This is a genomic window from Pseudomonas sp. 67(2021), from assembly GCF_017491835.1.
Taxonomy (GTDB): Bacteria; Pseudomonadota; Gammaproteobacteria; order Pseudomonadales; family Pseudomonadaceae; genus Aquipseudomonas; species Aquipseudomonas atacamensis.
The window spans coordinates 1-17,877 of the sequence record NZ_JAFGYL010000027.1 but is presented as its reverse complement, the minus strand read 5'-3'; the positions used below and the strand labels follow the sequence as shown (position 1 = coordinate 17,877).

Genomic DNA, 17,877 nt, shown 5'->3' with positions numbered 1-17,877 from the left:
GAATCCGGATAGAAGAAAGGCGCATCCGAGGATGCGCCTTCTCGTAACTGGCGGAGCGGACAGGGCTCGAACCCTCGATCCCGGCGTTACAGGTGGCTCTTTCAGCCACCTGCTCTACCGCTCCGCTGCCAAGTCAGGCTTGACCCCGACCCGGATGGGTAAAAACCTGGAAACTCAGTTAACAGCTTCTTTCAGCGCTTTACCGGCTTTGAAACCTGGCTTCTTGGCAGCCGGGATTTCCAGAGACTTGCCGGTTTGCGGGTTGCGACCGGTACGAGCCGGACGGTCAGTCACGGAGAAAGTACCGAAACCAACCAGAACAACGGAGTCGCCAGCCTTCAGAGCGCCAGTGACGGATTCGATTACAGCGTCCAGCGCACGGCCAGCAGCAGCTTTCGGGATATCAGCGGATGCAGCGATAGCATCAATCAGTTCCGACTTGTTCACTCTAAGTCCCCTTATATCTATTTTGAGATGTTTCTAAGTTTTTTGGTGAAAGCAAAAACGAGTGCTGAATGGCCTACAGACACTTAAGAGCCGCTTTATAACAAGGGCTCTAAAATGCTGTCAAGGAAAGCCCCCCAAGCTAAAACGTATTAATGCGTGCTAATTCTTTCCTTGGCATCAGACTCGCGTTTTTCGTCCTTGGCAACTATCTCCGGAGCCACATCCGGCAAGGGCTCCGGCGCGTATTGCAGCGCAATTTGCAGGACCTCGTCAATCCATTTAACCGGTTTGATCTGCAGATCCTGCTTGATATTGTCAGGAATCTCCTTCAGATCGCGGACGTTTTCTTCCGGAATAATCACAATCTTGATTCCGCCGCGATGTGCCGCCAGCAGTTTTTCTTTCAAACCGCCAATTGCCAACACCTGACCACGCAAAGTGATCTCACCGGTCATGGCGACATCGGCGCGCACCGGAATGCCGGTCAATGCCGAGACCAACGCCGTGCACATGCCCACGCCAGCGCTAGGGCCGTCTTTCGGCGTAGCACCTTCCGGCATGTGAATGTGGGTGTCGCGCTTCTCGTGGAAGTCCAGCGGGATGCCCAGGCTCTTGGCGCGGCTACGCACAACGGTCTGTGCGGCAGTGATCGATTCGACCATCACATCACCGAGCGAACCGGTCTTGATCAGTTGCCCTTTACCCGGAATCACTGCGGCTTCGATGGTCAGCAATTCGCCGCCAACCTGAGTCCACGCCAGGCCAGTCACCTGCCCCACCTGATCCTGCTGCTCGGCCAGGCCGTAGCGGAACTTGCGCACGCCGAGGAAATGCTCGAGCAGATCAGCTGTCACTTTTACCGAGAAGCGTTTTTCCAGCGCATGCTCTTTCACTGCCTTGCGGCAGACCTTGGCGATCTGCCGCTCGAGGCCCCGCACACCCGCTTCACGGGTGTAATAACGGATGATGTCGCGGATGGCTTCCTCGTCGAACACCAGCTCGCCCTTCTTCAGACCGTTAGCGGCGATCTGTTTCGGCGAGAGGTATTTCACGGCGATGTTGATCTTCTCGTCTTCGGTGTAACCCGGCAGACGGATGACTTCCATCCGGTCCAGCAGCGCTGGCGGGATGTTCATCGAGTTCGAGGTGCACAGGAACATCACATCAGAGAGGTCGTAATCGACTTCCAGATAGTGATCGTTGAAGTTGTGGTTCTGCTCGGGATCGAGCACCTCCAGCAACGCCGACGCCGGGTCGCCACGCATGTCGCTGCCCATCTTGTCGATTTCATCGAGCAGGAACAGCGGGTTGCGTACGCCCACTTTTGTCATCTTTTGAATCAATCTTCCCGGCATCGAACCGATGTAGGTCCGGCGGTGACCACGAATTTCCGCTTCGTCACGCACGCCGCCCAAGGCCATACGTACGAATTTACGGTTGGTGGCATGGGCAATCGATTCCGCCAGCGAGGTTTTACCCACGCCTGGAGGACCGACCAGGCATAACACCGGGCCACGGATTTTCTTCACACGCTTCTGCACGGCGAGGTATTCAAGGATGCGCTCCTTGACCTCTTCGAGGCCGTAGTGATCGGCGTCGAGAATGTCTTCTGCACGGGCCAGGTCGAGGCGTACTTTGCTCTGCGCCTTCCACGGCACCTGCACCAGCCAGTCGATGTAGGAACGCACCACGGTGGCTTCAGCCGACATCGGCGACATCTGCTTGAGCTTGTTCAGCTCGGCAGTGGCTTTGGCCAGTGCGTCTTTCGGCAGGCCGGCAGCATCGATGCGCTTTTTCAGCTCTTCGATTTCGTTGTGGCCTTCGTCGCCGTCACCGAGTTCTTTCTGAATGGCCTTCATCTGCTCGTTCAGGTAGTACTCGCGCTGACTGCGCTCCATCTGCTTCTTGACGCGACCGCGGATGCGTTTTTCAACCTGCAACAGATCGATTTCAGCATCCAGCAGCGCCAGCACGTGTTCGACACGGGCCGACAGATCGATGATCTCGAGGATTTCCTGCTTCTGCTCGATTTTCAGCGCCATGTGCGCGGCCATGGTGTCGACCAGACGACCCGGCTCATCGATGCTGTTGAGCGACGACAGGACTTCAGCCGGAACCTTCTTGCCCAGCTGGACGTATTGTTCGAACTGCGAAAGCAGCGTGCGCACGAAGACTTCCGACTCGCGCTCGGCGGCGTCGACTTCTTCGATCAGAGACACTTCGGCGCGGCAATGGCCATCGACTTCGCTGAAGCGCTCGACAGTACCACGCTGCTCGCCTTCGACCAGAACCTTGACGGTGCCGTCAGGCAGCTTCAGCAGTTGCAGAACCGTGGCAATTGTACCTACGCGATAGAGAGCGTCTTCACCGGGATCATCGTCAGCCGGGTTTCTCTGGGCCAGCAGCAGAATCTGCTTGTCACCCGTCATCGCGGCCTCGAGGGCTTCGATGGATTTCTCGCGCCCCACGAACAGCGGGATAACCATGTGCGGATAAACCACGACATCACGCAATGGCAGGAGAGGCAATTCGATGGTTGTCTTCATGATTTCGCCTCTACGGCGGCCGTATGGCCGTAATCAGATGGAATTAAGCTTGAAACCAAGATGGGGGCTGCCTCGAAAAAAAACAAGCGCAAAGCGGAGGTAAAAAACGACTAAAAAAAAAGAGGCCCGAAGGCCCCTTCTTTGTTGCGGCGCTGTGAACGCTTACGCGTCCGGCGCTGCCTTGGCCGTCGGCTCACTGTTTTCATAGATATACAGTGGCTTGGACTTGCCTTCGATCACGCTTTCATCGATCACGACTTTGCTCACCTCGGACTGTGAGGGGATCTCATACATCGTGTCGAGCAGCACACCTTCGAGAATCGAACGCAGGCCACGGGCACCGGTTTTACGTTCCAGGGCACGCTTGGCGACCGATTTCAGCGCGTCGGAACGGAATTCCAGATCCACGCCTTCCATCTCGAACAGCTTGGCATACTGTTTGGTCAGAGCATTTTTCGGCTCTGTGAGGATTTGCATCAGCGCAGCCTCGTCGAGCTCGTCCAGTGTCGCCAGGACCGGCAGACGACCGACGAATTCCGGGATCAGACCGAACTTGACCAGATCGTCAGGCTCGACTTCACGCAGGGATTCACCAACCTTCTTGCCCTCTTCCTTGCTGCGCACTTCGGCGTTGAAGCCGATGCCGCCTTTGGTGGAACGGTTCTGAATGACCTTTTCCAGGCCGGAGAACGCACCACCGCAGATGAACAGGATGTTACGGGTGTCGACCTGCAGGAACTCCTGCTGCGGATGCTTGCGGCCACCTTGCGGCGGTACCGAAGCGACCGTGCCTTCGATCAACTTGAGCAAGGCCTGCTGCACGCCTTCACCGGAAACATCACGGGTGATCGACGGGTTGTCGGACTTGCGGGAAATCTTGTCGATTTCGTCGATGTAGACAATGCCCATCTGGGCTTTCTCTACGTCGTAATCGCACTTCTGCAGCAGCTTCTGAATGATGTTCTCGACATCTTCACCCACGTAACCTGCCTCGGTGAGGGTAGTCGCGTCAGCGATGGTGAACGGAACGTTCAGCAAGCGGGCCAGTGTTTCGGCCAGCAGGGTTTTACCGGAGCCTGTCGGGCCGATCAGCAGGATGTTGCTCTTGCCGAGTTCGACGTCGTCAGCCTTTTTGTCACGCTGGTTCAGGCGCTTGTAGTGGTTGTACACCGCTACGGCCAAAACCTTTTTCGCACGCTCCTGACCAATGACGTACTGGTCAAGGATGCCGCTGATTTCTTTAGGCGAAGGCAATTTATGCGCGCTGCTTTCGGCCTGTGCTTCCTGCACCTCCTCGCGGATGATGTCATTGCACAGGTCGACGCACTCGTCGCAGATAAAGACCGAGGGGCCGGCAATCAATTTGCGCACTTCATGCTGGCTTTTGCCACAGAAGGAGCAATAGAGCAGCTTGCCGTTGTCCTCGCCGTTGCGGGTGTCAGTCATTCGTTCGATCCAAATCCGATAGGCTTGCAACACAAGATGAAGGCTATTGCGGGCTTTTTCAAGCCCGCCGCTGATCGGACATGCCGATCAGGCCTGTTTTGCGCTGCTTATATTAAGCTGGACGCTGGTTGATCACTTCGTCGATCAGGCCGTATTCCTTCGCAGCTTCGGCACTCATGAAGTTGTCGCGATTGGTATCGCGCTCGATTTCTTCCAGAGTACGGCCGCTGTGCTTGGCCATCAGCATGTTCAGACGCTCGCGGATGAAGAGGATTTCCTTGGCGTGGATTTCGATGTCCGACGCCTGGCCCTGGAAACCGCCCAGTGGCTGGTGAATCATCACGCGCGAGTTCGGCAGGCAGAAACGCTTGCCCGGTGCACCTGCGGTGAGCAGGAATGCGCCCATGCTGCAGGCCTGACCGATGCAGGTGGTCGATACGTTCGGCTTGATGAACTGCATGGTGTCGTAGATCGACATGCCGGCAGTCACCGAACCGCCCGGCGAGTTGATGTACAGATGGATGTCCTTGTCCGGGTTTTCCGCTTCAAGGAACAGCAGTTGCGCACAGATCAGGTTGGCCATGTAGTCCTCTACCGGGCCCACCAGAAAGATCACTCGCTCCTTGAGCAGGCGCGAGTAGATGTCGTAGGCGCGTTCGCCACGAGCGGACTGCTCGACAACCATCGGGACCAGGCCGCCGGCGGCCTGGATATCAGAGTTCTGCTGAATATAAGAATTACGGAACATGCTCTGCAGTCGCTCCCAAATAGTTATGTCTTGAATACGCATAAGCCAGCTCGAGAGCTGGCTTATGGTGTGCACTTCTAACGCAAAATCAATCAGTCGGCTGCTGGAGCTTCTACCGGCTTGACTGCTTCTTCGTAGGAGACCGATTTGTCGGTCACACTAGCTTTCTGCAGAACAGTATCCACAACTTGTTCTTCCAGCACAACCGAACGCACTTCGTTCAGTTGCTGCTCGTTTTTGTAGTACCACGACACGACCTGCTCTGGCTCCTGGTAAGCGGAAGCCATTTCCTGAATCATTTCGCGAACGCGAGCTTCGTCAGGCTTGAGGTCGAACTGCTTGACCACTTCAGCAACGATCAGGCCCAGCACGACGCGGCGCTTGGCTTGCTCTTCGAACAGCTCGGCCGGCAGTTGGTCTGGCTTGATGTTGCCGCCGAACTGCTGAACAGCCTGCACGCGCAGACGGTCAACTTCGTTGGACAGCAGAGCCTTTGGCACTTCGATAGGGTTGGTGGCCAGCAGACCGTCCATTACCTGATTCTTGACCTTGGATTTGATCGCCTGACGCAGTTCACGCTCCATGTTCTTGCGAACTTCGGTGCGGAAACCGTCGATGCCGCTTTCCTTGATGCCGAATTGAGCGAAGAACTCTTCGTTCAGCTCAGGCAGCTTAGGCTCGGACACAGTGTTGACGGTCACGGTGAACTCGGCGGTTTTGCCAGCCAGGTCCAGGTTCTGATAGTCCTCAGGGAAGGTCAGGTTCAGAACGCGCTCTTCGCCAGCCTTAGCGCCAACCAGGCCTTCTTCGAAGCCCGGGATCATGCGGCCGGAACCCAGTACCAGCTGAGTGCCCTTGGCGGAGCCGCCAGCGAACACTTCGCCGTCAACCTTGCCAACGAAATCGATGTTCAGCTGATCTTCGTTCTGGGCAGCACGGTCGGCCACTTCGAAACGGGTGTTCTGCTTGCGCAGGATGTCGAGCATCTTGTCCAGGTCAGCGTCAGCCACTTCAGCGCTCAGACGCTCAACGGTGATGCCTTCGAAGCCAGCAACGGTGAACTCAGGGAAGACTTCGAATACAGCAACGTATTCCAGATCCTTGCCCGCTTCGAGCGACTTTGGCTCGATCGAAGGCGAACCGGCAGGGTTGAGCTTCTGCTCGACCACAGCTTCGTAGAAGGAAGACTGGATGACGTCGCCTACCGCTTCCTGACGCGCATCAGCACCGAAACGGCGCTTGATTTCGCTCATTGGCACTTTGCCTGGACGGAAGCCAGCAATTTTGGCCTTTTGGGCAGTCTGCTGCAGACGCTTGTTGACCTGAGTCTCGATGCGCTCTGCCGGCACGGTGACGCTCATGCGGCGCTCGAGAGCAGTAGTATTTTCAACAGAAACTTGCATGGATATTCCTCGTTGCACAGACGTTAGCCGGCCGTTTCCGACCCCAGAATCAAGGGCATGCATTCTAGTGGGTCAAACTCAAGAAGTCACCCTACTGGAAACGGGTAAAAAAACAGCAGGCAATTTATAGGGAGCGCCGCACGAATGCCGTGCACTCCACTGGCGAATACAAGCGATCACGTCAGGGCTCTGCAGCAACGCTTCTATATATAGAAGCAACTATCAAATCCGCCCCGACAGGCGTTCCGGTAAAACCGGAACGACGAGCAGTTCAGCGTCATCCGATCCTTTAAAAGCGATGAAGTGCCCTGCCCTGCGCTTCGAAATCGGCCATGGCCGGATTTCGAAACCGCTAAAACAAAAAAGGCGCCAGACTGTTAAATCTGGCGCCTTTCGAAATATGGGGTGGACGATGGGGATCGAACCCACGACAACGGGAGTCACAATCCCGTGCTCTACCAACTGAGCTACGCCCACCATATTGCGTAACAAAAAAGCCAAACAACTTCTTTGTCGAAACTTCATCAGGCCCGAGGCACAGATGAAGCTTTATTTGGTGCGGATGAAGAGACTCGAACTCTTACGCCTCGCGGCGCTGGAACCTAAATCCAGTGTGTCTACCAATTCCACCACATCCGCGGATGAAGCTTTTAAAGCAAAGGCGCCAGACCGTTAAATCTGGCGCCTTTCGAAATATGGGGTGGACGATGGGGATCGAACCCACGACAACGGGAGTCACAATCCCGTGCTCTACCAACTGAGCTACGCCCACCATATCGCGTTACTTGTGCCAAAGCTGCCTAATGGCGCACCCGGCAGGACTCGAACCTGCGACCATCCGCTTAGAAGGCGGATGCTCTATCCAGCTGAGCTACGGGCGCCTTGTTAATCTGTACTCTTAAAGGACTACAAACTAAGTGCTTTCCAGCGTCGCAGAACCTTGATTCCGCTTCACCTTCTTAACCAGTGCTAGGCTGTGCCCGACAAGTGCGACGAATAGTATAGAGGGCTCCAAAGGTCGTCAAATCCTTTTTGAAAAAAATTCATTTAATTAAAGGAGTTAGAGGAATTTGCTGACCAAGCGCCTTTGCCCTCACCGCTCGACATGCGAGAATGCGTTCTCATTTTTTCCCCTCTCGATGGTTAATCACGCGCAATGACTGCACAACTAATCGACGGCAAATCGATCGCCGCCAGCCTGCGCCAGCAGATCGCCCAACGAGTTGCCGAGCGTCGCCAGCAAGGCCTGCGCACCCCCGGCCTCGCGGTGATCCTGGTCGGCAGCGATCCTGCCTCTCAGGTTTATGTCTCGCACAAGCGTAAAGACTGTGAAGAGGTTGGCTTCCTCTCTCAAGCCTACGACCTGCCCTCCGACACCACTCAGGACGCCCTGACCGATCTGATCGATCGCCTTAATGACGATCCGGCCATCGACGGCGTGCTCCTGCAGTTGCCTCTGCCCGAACACCTCGATGCGTCCAAGCTGCTGGAACGCATCCGCCCGGACAAAGACGTCGACGGCTTCCACCCGTACAACGTCGGCCGCCTGGCCCAGCGCATCCCGCTGCTGCGCCCCTGCACCCCGAAAGGCATCATGACCTTGCTGGAAAGCACTGGCGCTGATCTTTACGGGATGGACGCGGTAGTCGTGGGCGCCTCGAATATCGTCGGTCGCCCGATGGCTATGGAGCTGCTGCTGGCCGGCTGCACCGTCACCGTGACTCACCGCTTCACCAAGGATCTGGCCGGTCACGTCGGCCGTGCTGATCTGGTGGTCGTCGCCGCCGGCAAACCGGGCCTGGTCAAGGGCGAGTGGATCAAGGAAGGCGCGATCGTGATCGACGTCGGCATCAACCGTCAGGAAGACGGCAAACTGGTCGGTGACGTCGTCTACGAAACCGCCCTGCCCCGCGCTGGCTGGATTACTCCGGTACCGGGCGGCGTTGGCCCGATGACCCGTGCCTGCCTGCTGGAAAATACCCTCTACGCGGCAGAAACCCTGCACGTCTGACCAGTTTTTTCCGCCGCACCAGAACCCCGCCTCGTGCGGGGTTTTTAATGCCTGAGAAAAAACTTCAACCGTTCGCCGGAAACCGCTCTTTTTACAGGCCTTTTCACGAGATTTTCAGGTCTTACAAACAACCATCGACAGTTCTTCAGCCATACTCCTAAAATGCGCCGGTTTTAAGAAATAACCCGTTACAAACTAACGGTATATCCAACCTTTTAGAGTTCGCCCGCGTGAAAATTCGTCTCTCGATTCTGAGCCTGTTGTTTGCTGTTACAGGCACATTCATCACGCCAACGATCAACGCTGCGGAAACCACCGCTGCCCCACGTGACGCTTCGACTTTGAAGATCGCGTCCGGCAGCGCCCTGCTCATGGATATGCAGACCAATAAAGTCATCTATTCCAGCAACCCTGACGTGATCGTGCCGATCGCTTCCGTCAGCAAGCTGATGACGGGCCTGGTCGTGGTAGAAGCTCGACAGAACATGGACGAATGGATCGATGTCGACATCAGGAACACTCCGGAAATGAAGGGTGTGTTCTCCCGGGTCAAACTCAAGAGTGAGCTGCCGCGCCGCGAGATGCTGCTGATCGCCTTGATGTCTTCGGAAAACCGCGCCGCCGCCAGCCTCGCCCATCACTATCCGGGCGGCTACGCTGCTTTTATCGCGGCAATGAACGCCAAGGCCAAGGCGCTGGGCATGACCAGCACGCACTTTGTCGAGCCGACCGGCTTGTCGGAGCGCAACGTTTCCACCGCCCGCGACCTGAGCAAACTGCTGGTGGCTGCGCACAAGCAACCGCTTCTGGTGCAACTGACCACCACCAAGGAAAAAACCGTGGCGTTCCGCAAGCCCAACTACACCCTGGGCTTCCGCAATACCGACCACTTGGTCAATAAGGCCGATTGGGACATCAAGATCACCAAGACCGGCTTCACCAACCCGGCCGGCCATTGCCTGGTGCTGGTGACGAAGATGGGCAACCGTCCGGTCGCCCTGGTGATTCTCGATGCGTTTGGCAAATACACGCATTTTGCCGATGCCAGCCGTATCCGCAGCTGGGTGGAAACCGGGCGCAGCGCCAGTGTTCCAGCGGTGGCACAGCAGTACAAAGCCGACAAAAACCTCAAGAGCCGTCAGAGCGGCGTAGTTGAGGCGGCCAAGTAGATCCAGCGTTCATGAAAAAGCCCCGAATCTTCGGGGCTTTTTTTCGTCTGCGCATCAGTCGTTGGGCAGCGGCATCTTGTCGTCATCGGGGATGCCATCGCCCGAGCTCGGCTCTGGCGAAACCTCCGGCGTCAGCACATTGGGCCGGGCCAGCGGGTCACGCATCGGGCTGTCCGGGTCCAGCACCGGATCAACCTCAGCCTCCGGCGTGGTCGGCACGCTGTCAGGTTTGTGGTCATCGAAGCTTGAATCGGTACTCATACGCACCTCACATCAAGGTTTCAGATCGGCTAACGGATCATAGGGCTTGGCCGGTTTCTTCGGATCTTCACCGGGCTCGACATCCAGCGGCGCTTTGGCCGGACCGACCGGATCAACCTGCGGATCGTCAAGGTCCGGCGAATCCGGATCGAATCCCAGATCATCACCCGAGGAATGTTCGGACGAGTGCGGGCCTTTCGGGTTTGGGGAATCTGCCATGTTGCCTCCTTGATTCACCCGCGAAGCACGGGCATTAATCTTCAGAGGCTGGCCGGGCGCAGTCGTGCCCGGCAGATGACGAACGGAGGTTTATTGCGCCGCCAGAGCCTTTCGCGCCTGCGCCGCAGCGTTTTCTTCACCGGCCTGGGCCAGTTCATCGGCGGCTTTCAGCCAACGGGAGCGGTCGACGGCTGCCGGGATCTGCGCCGGTTTCTGAATCAGGATCGCCCAGCCACCAGCCTCGTCGAGTGCTGCTTGAAAGCTGCCGAAATCCATCAACTGCCGACGGTTCATGCCGGCGCGCAGCAGGACCTTCTGTTTATTGCGATCGTAGCCGGACAGAATCGCGTAACGCGGCTCGGCCCAGAATGCCGAACCTTCGCTGAAACGCACCATGACCGGGTAGCCCGCTGCGACCTGGGTCAGCAAGGCTGGCAGCTTGCTGTCGAGCGGATAAACCACCAGACCGTATTCGCGGGCGAGGTTCTGCATGTTCTGCTGCAGCTTGTCCTCAGCGCCCGGCAAGTGCAGCGGTTTTTCCAGAAGGCCTGGGGTGATGACGATGCCTTGTTGCGACAGCAGACTGGCGAGCACCTGTGGCCCACTCTGGTTGGCTTCGCCACGATAGAAGGTGCCGCTGAGCTCAACCCGCTCCGGCAAGCGCTTGACTTCCGGGGCCACGTTGCCCGCGCATCCGCTCAGCACCACCGCGCAAACGCCGGCAAGCAACGCTCCGCGCACTCGAGAAAATACCTGCACCATCAATCACTCTCTTCCAGACGCCGGTCATCGTGTTCCGGCAACGCCAGCGATCATAGAGCCGCACCCGCCCGCGGTATAGCCTTAAACCGCAGACTCTGCGATTGCATAGAGCAAACTGATTGGTGACTAACGACCTTTGGTCAATAGCTTGAAACACCCCATTGACTAGACTGTCACTGAAATAGAGCGAATTGCGAAAAGCGGGCGCCCGATGCAGGGCGAAGAGGAGGCACCAATGAGCCTGACCATGACCATCGTGATGTTGATAGCCGGCTGGCTGGCCGTGGCGACTGCCATGTTGTGGGGCGTGCTGCGGATTTCGCGACGCCATCATCCGGTGCAGACGACGCCGGTTGAGAAGACAGAGAAGCACCCAGTGCGGCACATTGCTGCGCATTGAAGACCAACAAGGTCCTTCCCTCATGAGAGCGCTCAGCAGCAGCGCGCTCTCGATAACTCAGCAAAAGGTGAATAAAAAAACCGCCTGAGCTCAACCAGCCCAGGCGGTTTTTTGTGTTCTCAGCAATTACGCCTGCTGAGCAACCTTCTTCTGCTTCGCCCGGCGCGACATCATGTTCAACACCTCAATGCCCGCCGAGAACGCCATGGCCGCGTACACATAGCCTTTCGGTACGTGGGCGCCGAAGCCTTCGGCGATCAGCGTCATGCCGATCATGATCAGGAAGCCCAGCGCCAGCATGACCACGGTCGGGTTGTCGTTGATGAACTTGGCCAGCGGATCAGCCGCGAGCAGCATCACCAGCACCGACACCACCACCGCGATGATCATGATCGGCAAGTGTTCGGTCATGCCGACAGCGGTAATGATGCTGTCGATCGAGAACACCATGTCGAGCATCAGGATCTGACCGATAGCCGCGGCAAAACCCAGGGTTACGGTGGAAGTCGCGGTCTTCGGGTCTTCCGGCGACGGGTCCATGCTGTGATGGATCTCGGTCGTGGCTTTCCACACCAGGAACAGGCCACCGGCGATCAGGATCATGTCCTTCCAGGAGAACGCCTGGCCAAGGATTTCGATCACAGGCTCGGTCAACTGCACGATGAACGCGATGGTGCTCAACAGAGCCAGACGCAGAATCAGGGCCATGCCGATACCGATACGGCGCGCCTTCTGCCGATGCTGTTCGGGCAGCTTGTTGGTCAGGATCGAAATAAAGATCAGGTTATCGATGCCAAGCACGATTTCCATTACCACCAGTGTGGCCAAAGCAACCCAAGCGGTGGGGCTGGCGGCGAGTTCTAACAGATATTCCATGGGTCAGTCCTGACTCTGTGTAAGACGGTTTAGATGGTCTTGGAGGAAGATTCGGATTCTTCCGCTTGTTTTTCCGGTGTTTCTTTTTTCTCGATCAAACCACCGGTGGCATCACTGAGCGCTTGCTCAGCGGCTTTATGGGTGTCGTCAATCGCTTGCTTGGCAGTTTCAGCCGCCGCGCCCATCAGTTGCTGGGCGCTTTTTTCCGCCTGATCACAACCGGCCAGAACCAGTAAAGACGCAAACATCACTGCGGGAAATGTGTATTTCATAAGGTTTCCTTCGAATGAACAGACAGGCGCACACACCGGCCGTCGATGGCTGGGCATTCTAGGGAGATGAACACTTCAGGAAAATTCGTATTTTTAGCGGCTATACTTCGGTTTTCACGAAGTGGCCATCACTATGCTCAATTACCGACAACTGCATTACTTCTGGGTTGTAGCCAAAACCGGCAGCATCGTCCGCGCCTGCGAGCAGCTGAACCTGACGCCACAGACCATCAGCGGACAGATCTCACTGCTTGAACAAACCTATGGCGTGGAACTGTTTCGCCGGGTTGGCCGACAGTTGGAGCTCACCGAAGCCGGGCGCCAGGCCCTGCCCTACGCTGAGCAGATGTTTCAGTTGGGCGGCGAGCTGGAGCTGATGCTGCGTGCGCAGCCCAACGAGCAGCAGATCCTCTTTCGCGTCGGCGTGGCCGACGTGGTGCCCAAATCGATTGTTTATCGCCTGATCGCGCCGACCATGGAATTGAGCGAGCCGCTACGCATCACCTGCCGCGAAGACAAACTCGAGCGCCTGCTCGCCGATCTGGCCATCCAGCGTCTGGATCTGGTTATTTCCGACAGCCCGATGCCTTCGCATCTGGACATCAAAGGCTACAGCCAGAAGCTCGGTGAATGCGGGATCAGTTTTTTCGCCACCGCCGAACTCGCCGCGCAGTATGGCCAGGATTTCCCGCGCAGCCTGCACGGCGCACCGCTGCTGATTCCCGGCGCGGAAACCGTGGTGCGCAGCCGTTTGCAGCGCTGGTTCGCCGAACAGCAGATCCAGCCGCAGATTGTCGGCGAATTCGATGACAGTGCTTTGATGCAGGCCTTCGGCCAATCCGGCAGCGGGATCTTTATCGGTCCGAGCGTGATTGCCGAGGAAGTGAAGCGCCAGTACGGCGTCGAGTTGATCGGCCAGACCGACGCGGTGAGCGAGTCGTTCTATGCCATTTCGGTGGAACGCAAGGTCAAGCACCCTGGCATCGTAGCGATTACCGAGGGTGCCCGACGCGAGCTGTTTACCGGGTTATGAAGCGCAGACTTCACGCGGCTTCAGCGTCATCAGCACCATGGCGAGGAACACCGACAGCAAAATGAAGCCGGCAGCGGCAAAGCCGAGAAAGCCCAGCCCGGCAGTGTCGATCACCCGGCCGCCGACCATCGCGCCCAGACCAATGCCGAGATTGGCCCCGGCGATGTTCAGCGACGCGGCGAAGGCCGGCGCTTCCGGTGCGGCTTTCATCAGGCGCACATGGCTGACCAGGAACAGCGCCGCCTGAGTCACGCCCCAGATGCCCATCGCCACCGCCAGACCCACTGGCGAATGAATGTTCGGCACCAGCGAAACCATGCCGGCGATCATGAACGCACAGAACAACACCGACGCCCCCAGCGGATGCCGATCCACCGCTCGCCCACCGAGCGAGTTGCCGATCAGCCCGACTGCGCCAAACGCCATCAGGCACCAGCCGACCACGGTGCCGTTGAAACCGGCAAGTCGTTCGAGGATGTCAGCAAGGTAGGTGTAAGCGGTAAACATGCCGCTGAACACCAGAATCGACAACAAGATATGGCCGAGCATCAGCGGGCTGCGCAGGATCTTGAACTGCGAACGGAAGCTGACCTGATGCTGGTGCAGACTGGTTTTCGGCAGGTAGACAAACAGCAGCAAGGCTTTGGCAAACGCGATCAACGCCAGAATGCCGAAGGCGCTGCGCCAGCCGAACGCGTCGGAAATCAGCGTGCCGACCGGAATGCCGAACACAGTGGCGCAGACGATGCCGAAGCCGATCTTGGCGATGGCGCGGCCGGCGAAATCCGGGCCGACGATGTCGACGGCGGTTTCACTGGCCAATGCCCAGAACACTGGCAAACCCAACGCCGGAATCAACCGTGCGATGGCCATCACCCAGATGTTCGGTGCCAACGCTGCAACGGTATTGGCCAGACCGAACATGATCAGAATGCTGATAAACAGTTTGCGCCGTTCGAAACGGGCGAAATACGCGGTCAGGAATGGGCCGAACAGCGCCACGGTAAAGGCGAACAAGGTCACCAGCAGCCCGGCTTGCGGGATGCTGACTTCGAGGTCTCGGGCGATTGCCGGCAACAGGCCGACAATGACGAATTCCGTGGTCAGCACCGTGAACCCGGCAGCGGACAACAGAAGAATAGGCAACAGCATGCGCAACTCCAGCAAAACGACGACACCAGCGATGACCCGGAGGCCCGCTGGCAGAACTTGAAAATGAGGATGGCGAAGCTTAACAGACTGCGTCCGCACTGAGTTGCCCAAAACTGCCGATCTGCCCGGCCGATCCGGTGGCAGATCGTCACAGGCCTGAAGGTTCACGCCTACGCTGTGATAAAGTCCGCGCCCTGAAAATCGTACAGCTGTTCAACGTGCCGTTTGGCGGCGTTGATGTCACTTCGACAGGCGTTTCGTGACTGCCCACGACGCTTCGCACCCTATAAAAAACAGAGATGCCGCTATGACCGCTTCATCCCCTTCGTTACTGCAACGCCTGAAACGCCTGAGTCTGGTGACCCAGATAGTCATTGGTCTGATCGCCGGTATTGCCCTGGCCCTGATTGCACCGGAGCTGGCGAAGTCCACCGCGTTCATCGGCAAGGTGTTTGTCTCGGCGTTGAAAGCCGTGGCGCCAATTCTGGTGTTCGTGCTGGTGATGGCCTCGATCGCCAACCACAAGCACGGTCAGGAAACCCACATCCGCCCGATCCTGTTCCTCTACCTGCTGGGTACATTCAGCGCTGCGGTGGTGGCCGTGGTCGCCAGCATGGCGTTCCCGTCGAATCTGGTGCTATCGACGGAAAACGTTGCCGTGACTGCGCCTGGCGGCATCGGCGAAGTCCTGCAAAGCCTGTTGCTCAGCGTCGTCGATAACCCGGTCAGCGCGCTGATGAATGCCAACTTCATCGGCATTCTGGCCTGGGCGATCGGCATGGGCATTGCCATCCGCCACGCTGGCGACACCACTCGCGAAGTGCTCGGTGACTTGTCCAACGGCGTCACCGTGATCGTCCGCGTGGTCATTCGCTTCGCACCGCTGGGCATTTTCGGCCTGGTCGCGTCGACATTGGCCACCTCCGGTTTCGGCGCGCTGCTCGGCTACGCGCACCTGCTGGCGGTGCTGCTGGGCTGCATGCTGTTCGTCGCGCTGGTGATGAACCCGCTGATCGTGTTCTGGAAGCTGCGCCGCAATCCGTACCCGTTGACCCTGATGTGCCTGCGCGAAAGCGGCATCACCGCGTTCTTCACCCGCAGCTCGGCGGCGAACATTCCGGTCAACCTGGAATTGAGCAAGCGCCTGGGCCTGCACGAAGACACTTACTCGGTATCGATCCCGCTAGGTGCGACCATCAACATGGCCGGTGCGGCGATCACCATTACCGTGCTGGCCTTGGCGGCGGTGCACACTTTGGGCATCGCCGTGGACATCCCGACCGCGATCCTGCTCAGCGTCGTCGCCGCGATTTGCGCCTGTGGTGCTTCGGGTGTGGCCGGTGGTTCGCTGCTGCTGATTCCGCTGGCGTGCAGCCTGTTCGGCATCCCGAGCGAGATCGCCATGCAGGTCGTGGCGGTGGGCTTCATTATTGGCGTGCTGCAGGATTCGGCGGAGACCGCGCTGAACTCGTCGACTGACGTGCTGTTTACAGCGGCAGCTTGCCTGGGCGAGGAAGAGAAGGCTCAGCGTACGGCGTAACCGCCTTACCTTGTGGGAGCGAGCCTGCTCGCGAAAGGGGCGAGACATTCAGCATTAATAGCGCCTGATACGCCGCATTCGCGAGCAGGCTCGCTCCCACAGAAAAACAAAAGCCCGCCAAGGCGCGAATCTTGGCGGGCTTTTTCGTATCCGGGTGTTTAGAACGCGCCCATGTAATCGCGCTTGCCCACTTCAACACCGTTATGACGCAGCAGCGCGTAGGTGGTGGTGACGTGGAAGAAGAACTGCGGCAGGCCGTAAGTCAGCAGATACGCCTGACCACTGAAGCGCTTCTCTTTCGGCGTACCCGGACGGGTGACGATTTCGATGCCTTCCTTGCCATCGATCTGCTCTGGCTTGATCTCGCCAATGAAGGCCAGAACCTTGGCGATCAACGCTTGCAGTTCGGCGAAGGTGGTTTCAGTGTCGTCGTACTTCGGCAGTTCGACTTCAGCCAGACGCGCCGACACGCCTTTGGCGAAATCCACGGCGATCTGCACCTGACGCACCAGCGGGAACATGTCCGGGTACAGACGCGCTTGCAGGAAGACGCTCTGGTCGATGTTTTTCGCGCTGGCGTGGGCTTCGGCCTTTTTCAGCACATCGCTCAGGGCGTTGAGCATTTGTTGAAAAACCGGGACGGATGCGGCGTACAGTGAAATGGTCATGGCAATCTCGTGTGATGGCTGGGTAATACGTGGTGGCGATTATAGCCATGCTTGATGAGCACACGGCTTGCCTTTTGTTTGGCAAGGATTAGGCTAGGCGGCTTCGACTGCAGAGGGAACGCGCGATGAGCAACGAACAAGAATCCACCTCCGACCAGCCACGGCTCAATGCCACGGAAATCCGCATTCTCGGTGCGCTGATCGAAAAACAGGCCACCAGCCCGGAAACCTATCCGCTGACCCTCAACGCGCTGGTGCTGGCCTGCAATCAGAAAACCAGCCGCGAGCCGGTGATGAACCTCAATCAGGGCCAGGTCGGCCAGAGCCTGCGGGCGCTGGAGGGGCGTGGTTTTACCCGGCTGGTGATGGGCAGCCGTGCCGACCGCTGGGAGCACAAGGTCGACAAGGCGCTGGAACTGGTGCCGGCACAGGTGATTCTGACGGGTCTGATGTTTCTGCGCGGTCCGCAGACCGTCAACGAACTGCTGACCCGCAGCGGGCGCATGCACGAATTCGAAGACGCCGAGCAGGTCGTGCATCAGCTTGAACGCCTGATTGCACGCGGACTGGCGGTATTGATTCCGCGTCAGGCCGGGCAGCGTGAGGATCGCTACACCCATGCCTTGGGCGATCCGGCGGATATTGAGGCGATATTGGCGGCGCGGCAGAATCCTGGGGAGCGCTCGAGCGCTGGCGTTTCCCTGGAGCGTATCGAGGAACTGGAAGCGCGGATCGCAGCGCTGGAAGAACGCCTGGCCCGCCTCGAATAATCACAACAGAACCTCTGTGGGAGCGAGCCTGCTCGCGAACGCGTAGTGTCAGTCACCACGATCTCGGATGACCCGCCGCCTTCGCGAGCAGGCTCGCTCCCACAGGGTCTGCGCGATATTCAGCTGCCCGCTTCATTCCCCATCCCAATAACCC

The 17,877-nt window shown here is 58.0% G+C and carries 18 protein-coding genes and 4 tRNA genes; 6 read left to right on the top strand and 16 right to left on the bottom strand.

Translation table 11 applies throughout. The features are described 5' to 3' along the window. Positions 1-174 precede the first annotated feature (174 nt). The 9 genes from J5M66_RS24080 to J5M66_RS24040 form a co-directional block, all read right to left on the bottom strand. Positions 175-447, bottom strand: coding sequence for an HU family DNA-binding protein (locus J5M66_RS24080; protein ID WP_016775333.1), 273 nt, complete (start codon positions 445-447; stop codon positions 175-177). Positions 448-596: 149 nt separating this feature from the next. After that, positions 597-2,993, bottom strand: a complete 2,397-nt coding sequence (lon, locus tag J5M66_RS24075) for an endopeptidase La (RefSeq protein WP_207808102.1) — start codon at positions 2,991-2,993, stop codon at positions 597-599. A 162-nt stretch (positions 2,994-3,155) separates the two neighbouring features. Continuing rightward, complete coding sequence (gene clpX, locus J5M66_RS24070) at positions 3,156-4,439, bottom strand: ATP-dependent Clp protease ATP-binding subunit ClpX (protein ID WP_016775335.1); 1,284 nt, start codon at positions 4,437-4,439, stop codon at positions 3,156-3,158. A gap of 112 nt (positions 4,440-4,551) precedes the next feature. Beyond that, positions 4,552-5,187, bottom strand: coding sequence for an ATP-dependent Clp endopeptidase proteolytic subunit ClpP (gene clpP, locus J5M66_RS24065; protein ID WP_016775336.1), 636 nt, complete (start codon positions 5,185-5,187; stop codon positions 4,552-4,554). A 92-nt stretch (positions 5,188-5,279) separates the two neighbouring features. Then, on the bottom strand, positions 5,280-6,590 hold the full coding sequence (tig, locus tag J5M66_RS24060) for a trigger factor (RefSeq protein WP_016775337.1): 1,311 nt from the start codon (positions 6,588-6,590) through the stop codon (positions 5,280-5,282). A 401-nt stretch (positions 6,591-6,991) separates the two neighbouring features. Then, positions 6,992-7,067, bottom strand: a tRNA-His gene (locus J5M66_RS24055). 77 nt (positions 7,068-7,144) lie between these two features. Next, positions 7,145-7,229, bottom strand: a tRNA-Leu gene (locus J5M66_RS24050). Positions 7,230-7,286: 57 nt separating this feature from the next. Next, positions 7,287-7,362, bottom strand: a tRNA-His gene (locus J5M66_RS24045). Between the two features lie 32 nt (positions 7,363-7,394). Continuing rightward, positions 7,395-7,471: transfer RNA gene (locus tag J5M66_RS24040), tRNA-Arg, on the bottom strand. Between the two features lie 275 nt (positions 7,472-7,746). Between J5M66_RS24040 and folD the strand changes: the two genes are divergently transcribed. Further along, a complete protein-coding gene (gene folD, locus J5M66_RS24035) occupies positions 7,747-8,601 on the top strand; it encodes a bifunctional methylenetetrahydrofolate dehydrogenase/methenyltetrahydrofolate cyclohydrolase FolD (protein ID WP_122698458.1) in 855 nt (284 codons plus the stop codon). Positions 8,602-8,831: 230 nt separating this feature from the next. Then, the gene (gene pbpG / locus J5M66_RS24030; protein WP_073471341.1) at positions 8,832-9,770 is read left to right on the top strand and encodes a D-alanyl-D-alanine endopeptidase; all 939 of its coding nucleotides are present in this window, start codon (positions 8,832-8,834) and stop codon (positions 9,768-9,770) included. A 54-nt stretch (positions 9,771-9,824) separates the two neighbouring features. Here the strand turns inward: pbpG and J5M66_RS24025 are convergent, their stop codons facing one another. From J5M66_RS24025 to J5M66_RS24015, 3 genes are all read right to left on the bottom strand, one after another. Then, on the bottom strand, positions 9,825-10,031 hold the full coding sequence (locus J5M66_RS24025; RefSeq protein ID WP_207808101.1) for a hypothetical protein: 207 nt from the start codon (positions 10,029-10,031) through the stop codon (positions 9,825-9,827). A gap of 12 nt (positions 10,032-10,043) precedes the next feature. Next, positions 10,044-10,250, bottom strand: coding sequence for a DUF6021 family protein (locus J5M66_RS24020; RefSeq protein WP_024013462.1), 207 nt, complete (start codon positions 10,248-10,250; stop codon positions 10,044-10,046). Positions 10,251-10,340: 90 nt separating this feature from the next. Continuing rightward, complete coding sequence (locus J5M66_RS24015) at positions 10,341-11,012, bottom strand: peptidase C39 family protein (protein WP_207808100.1); 672 nt, start codon at positions 11,010-11,012, stop codon at positions 10,341-10,343. A gap of 235 nt (positions 11,013-11,247) precedes the next feature. Here J5M66_RS24015 and J5M66_RS24010 point away from each other — a divergent pair, with 235 nt between their 5' ends. Then, positions 11,248-11,412: a hypothetical protein gene (locus J5M66_RS24010; protein WP_207808099.1), complete on the top strand. Its 165-nt coding sequence runs from the start codon at positions 11,248-11,250 to the stop codon at positions 11,410-11,412. A 126-nt stretch (positions 11,413-11,538) separates the two neighbouring features. Here the strand turns inward: J5M66_RS24010 and J5M66_RS24005 are convergent, their stop codons facing one another. Then, positions 11,539-12,288: a TerC family protein gene (locus J5M66_RS24005; RefSeq protein WP_071172950.1), complete on the bottom strand. Its 750-nt coding sequence runs from the start codon at positions 12,286-12,288 to the stop codon at positions 11,539-11,541. 29 nt (positions 12,289-12,317) lie between these two features. After that, a complete protein-coding gene (locus J5M66_RS24000; RefSeq protein WP_024013465.1) occupies positions 12,318-12,560 on the bottom strand; it encodes a hypothetical protein in 243 nt (80 codons plus the stop codon). A gap of 133 nt (positions 12,561-12,693) precedes the next feature. On the opposite strand from J5M66_RS24000, the gene nhaR reads away from it, so the two are divergent. Continuing rightward, the gene (gene nhaR / locus J5M66_RS23995) at positions 12,694-13,593 is read left to right on the top strand and encodes a transcriptional activator NhaR (RefSeq protein WP_016775345.1); all 900 of its coding nucleotides are present in this window, start codon (positions 12,694-12,696) and stop codon (positions 13,591-13,593) included. Here nhaR and J5M66_RS23990 read toward each other — a convergent pair. Continuing rightward, complete coding sequence (locus J5M66_RS23990) at positions 13,588-14,745, bottom strand: MFS transporter (RefSeq protein ID WP_122612098.1); 1,158 nt, start codon at positions 14,743-14,745, stop codon at positions 13,588-13,590. The two genes, nhaR and J5M66_RS23990, sit on opposite strands and share 6 nt — an antisense overlap. Before the next feature lie 307 nt (positions 14,746-15,052). Between J5M66_RS23990 and sstT the strand changes: the two genes are divergently transcribed. Further along, a complete protein-coding gene (gene sstT / locus J5M66_RS23985; protein ID WP_110646841.1) occupies positions 15,053-16,285 on the top strand; it encodes a serine/threonine transporter SstT in 1,233 nt (410 codons plus the stop codon). 158 nt (positions 16,286-16,443) lie between these two features. On the opposite strand, the gene J5M66_RS23980 is transcribed toward sstT, so the two are convergent. Beyond that, the gene (locus tag J5M66_RS23980; RefSeq protein ID WP_016775348.1) at positions 16,444-16,953 is read right to left on the bottom strand and encodes a DUF1993 domain-containing protein; all 510 of its coding nucleotides are present in this window, start codon (positions 16,951-16,953) and stop codon (positions 16,444-16,446) included. 125 nt (positions 16,954-17,078) lie between these two features. Between J5M66_RS23980 and J5M66_RS23975 the strand changes: the two genes are divergently transcribed. Continuing rightward, positions 17,079-17,723, top strand: coding sequence for a DUF480 domain-containing protein (locus J5M66_RS23975; RefSeq protein WP_125927601.1), 645 nt, complete (start codon positions 17,079-17,081; stop codon positions 17,721-17,723). Positions 17,724-17,877: the final 154 nt, after the last annotated feature.

What these genes read in the sequence shown, in the direction of transcription:
- J5M66_RS24005 (WP_071172950.1), bottom strand. Translation starts at nt 12,288, where the DNA reads ATGGAATATCTGTTAGAACTCGCCGCCAGCCCCACCGCTTGGGTTGCT.
- J5M66_RS24020 (WP_024013462.1), bottom strand. Translation starts at nt 10,250, where the DNA reads ATGGCAGATTCCCCAAACCCGAAAGGCCCGCACTCGTCCGAACATTCC.
- folD (WP_122698458.1), top strand. Translation starts at nt 7,747, where the DNA reads ATGACTGCACAACTAATCGACGGCAAATCGATCGCCGCCAGCCTGCGC.
- lon (WP_207808102.1), bottom strand. Translation starts at nt 2,993, where the DNA reads ATGAAGACAACCATCGAATTGCCTCTCCTGCCATTGCGTGATGTCGTG.
- J5M66_RS24025 (WP_207808101.1), bottom strand. Translation starts at nt 10,031, where the DNA reads ATGAGTACCGATTCAAGCTTCGATGACCACAAACCTGACAGCGTGCCG.
- clpP (WP_016775336.1), bottom strand. Translation starts at nt 5,187, where the DNA reads ATGTTCCGTAATTCTTATATTCAGCAGAACTCTGATATCCAGGCCGCC.
- J5M66_RS23990 (WP_122612098.1), bottom strand. Translation starts at nt 14,745, where the DNA reads ATGCTGTTGCCTATTCTTCTGTTGTCCGCTGCCGGGTTCACGGTGCTG.
- tig (WP_016775337.1), bottom strand. Translation starts at nt 6,590, where the DNA reads ATGCAAGTTTCTGTTGAAAATACTACTGCTCTCGAGCGCCGCATGAGC.
- J5M66_RS23980 (WP_016775348.1), bottom strand. Translation starts at nt 16,953, where the DNA reads ATGACCATTTCACTGTACGCCGCATCCGTCCCGGTTTTTCAACAAATG.
- J5M66_RS23975 (WP_125927601.1), top strand. Translation starts at nt 17,079, where the DNA reads ATGAGCAACGAACAAGAATCCACCTCCGACCAGCCACGGCTCAATGCC.
- clpX (WP_016775335.1), bottom strand. Translation starts at nt 4,439, where the DNA reads ATGACTGACACCCGCAACGGCGAGGACAACGGCAAGCTGCTCTATTGC.
- J5M66_RS24000 (WP_024013465.1), bottom strand. Translation starts at nt 12,560, where the DNA reads ATGAAATACACATTTCCCGCAGTGATGTTTGCGTCTTTACTGGTTCTG.
- nhaR (WP_016775345.1), top strand. Translation starts at nt 12,694, where the DNA reads ATGCTCAATTACCGACAACTGCATTACTTCTGGGTTGTAGCCAAAACC.
- J5M66_RS24015 (WP_207808100.1), bottom strand. Translation starts at nt 11,012, where the DNA reads ATGGTGCAGGTATTTTCTCGAGTGCGCGGAGCGTTGCTTGCCGGCGTT.
- sstT (WP_110646841.1), top strand. Translation starts at nt 15,053, where the DNA reads ATGACCGCTTCATCCCCTTCGTTACTGCAACGCCTGAAACGCCTGAGT.
- J5M66_RS24010 (WP_207808099.1), top strand. Translation starts at nt 11,248, where the DNA reads ATGAGCCTGACCATGACCATCGTGATGTTGATAGCCGGCTGGCTGGCC.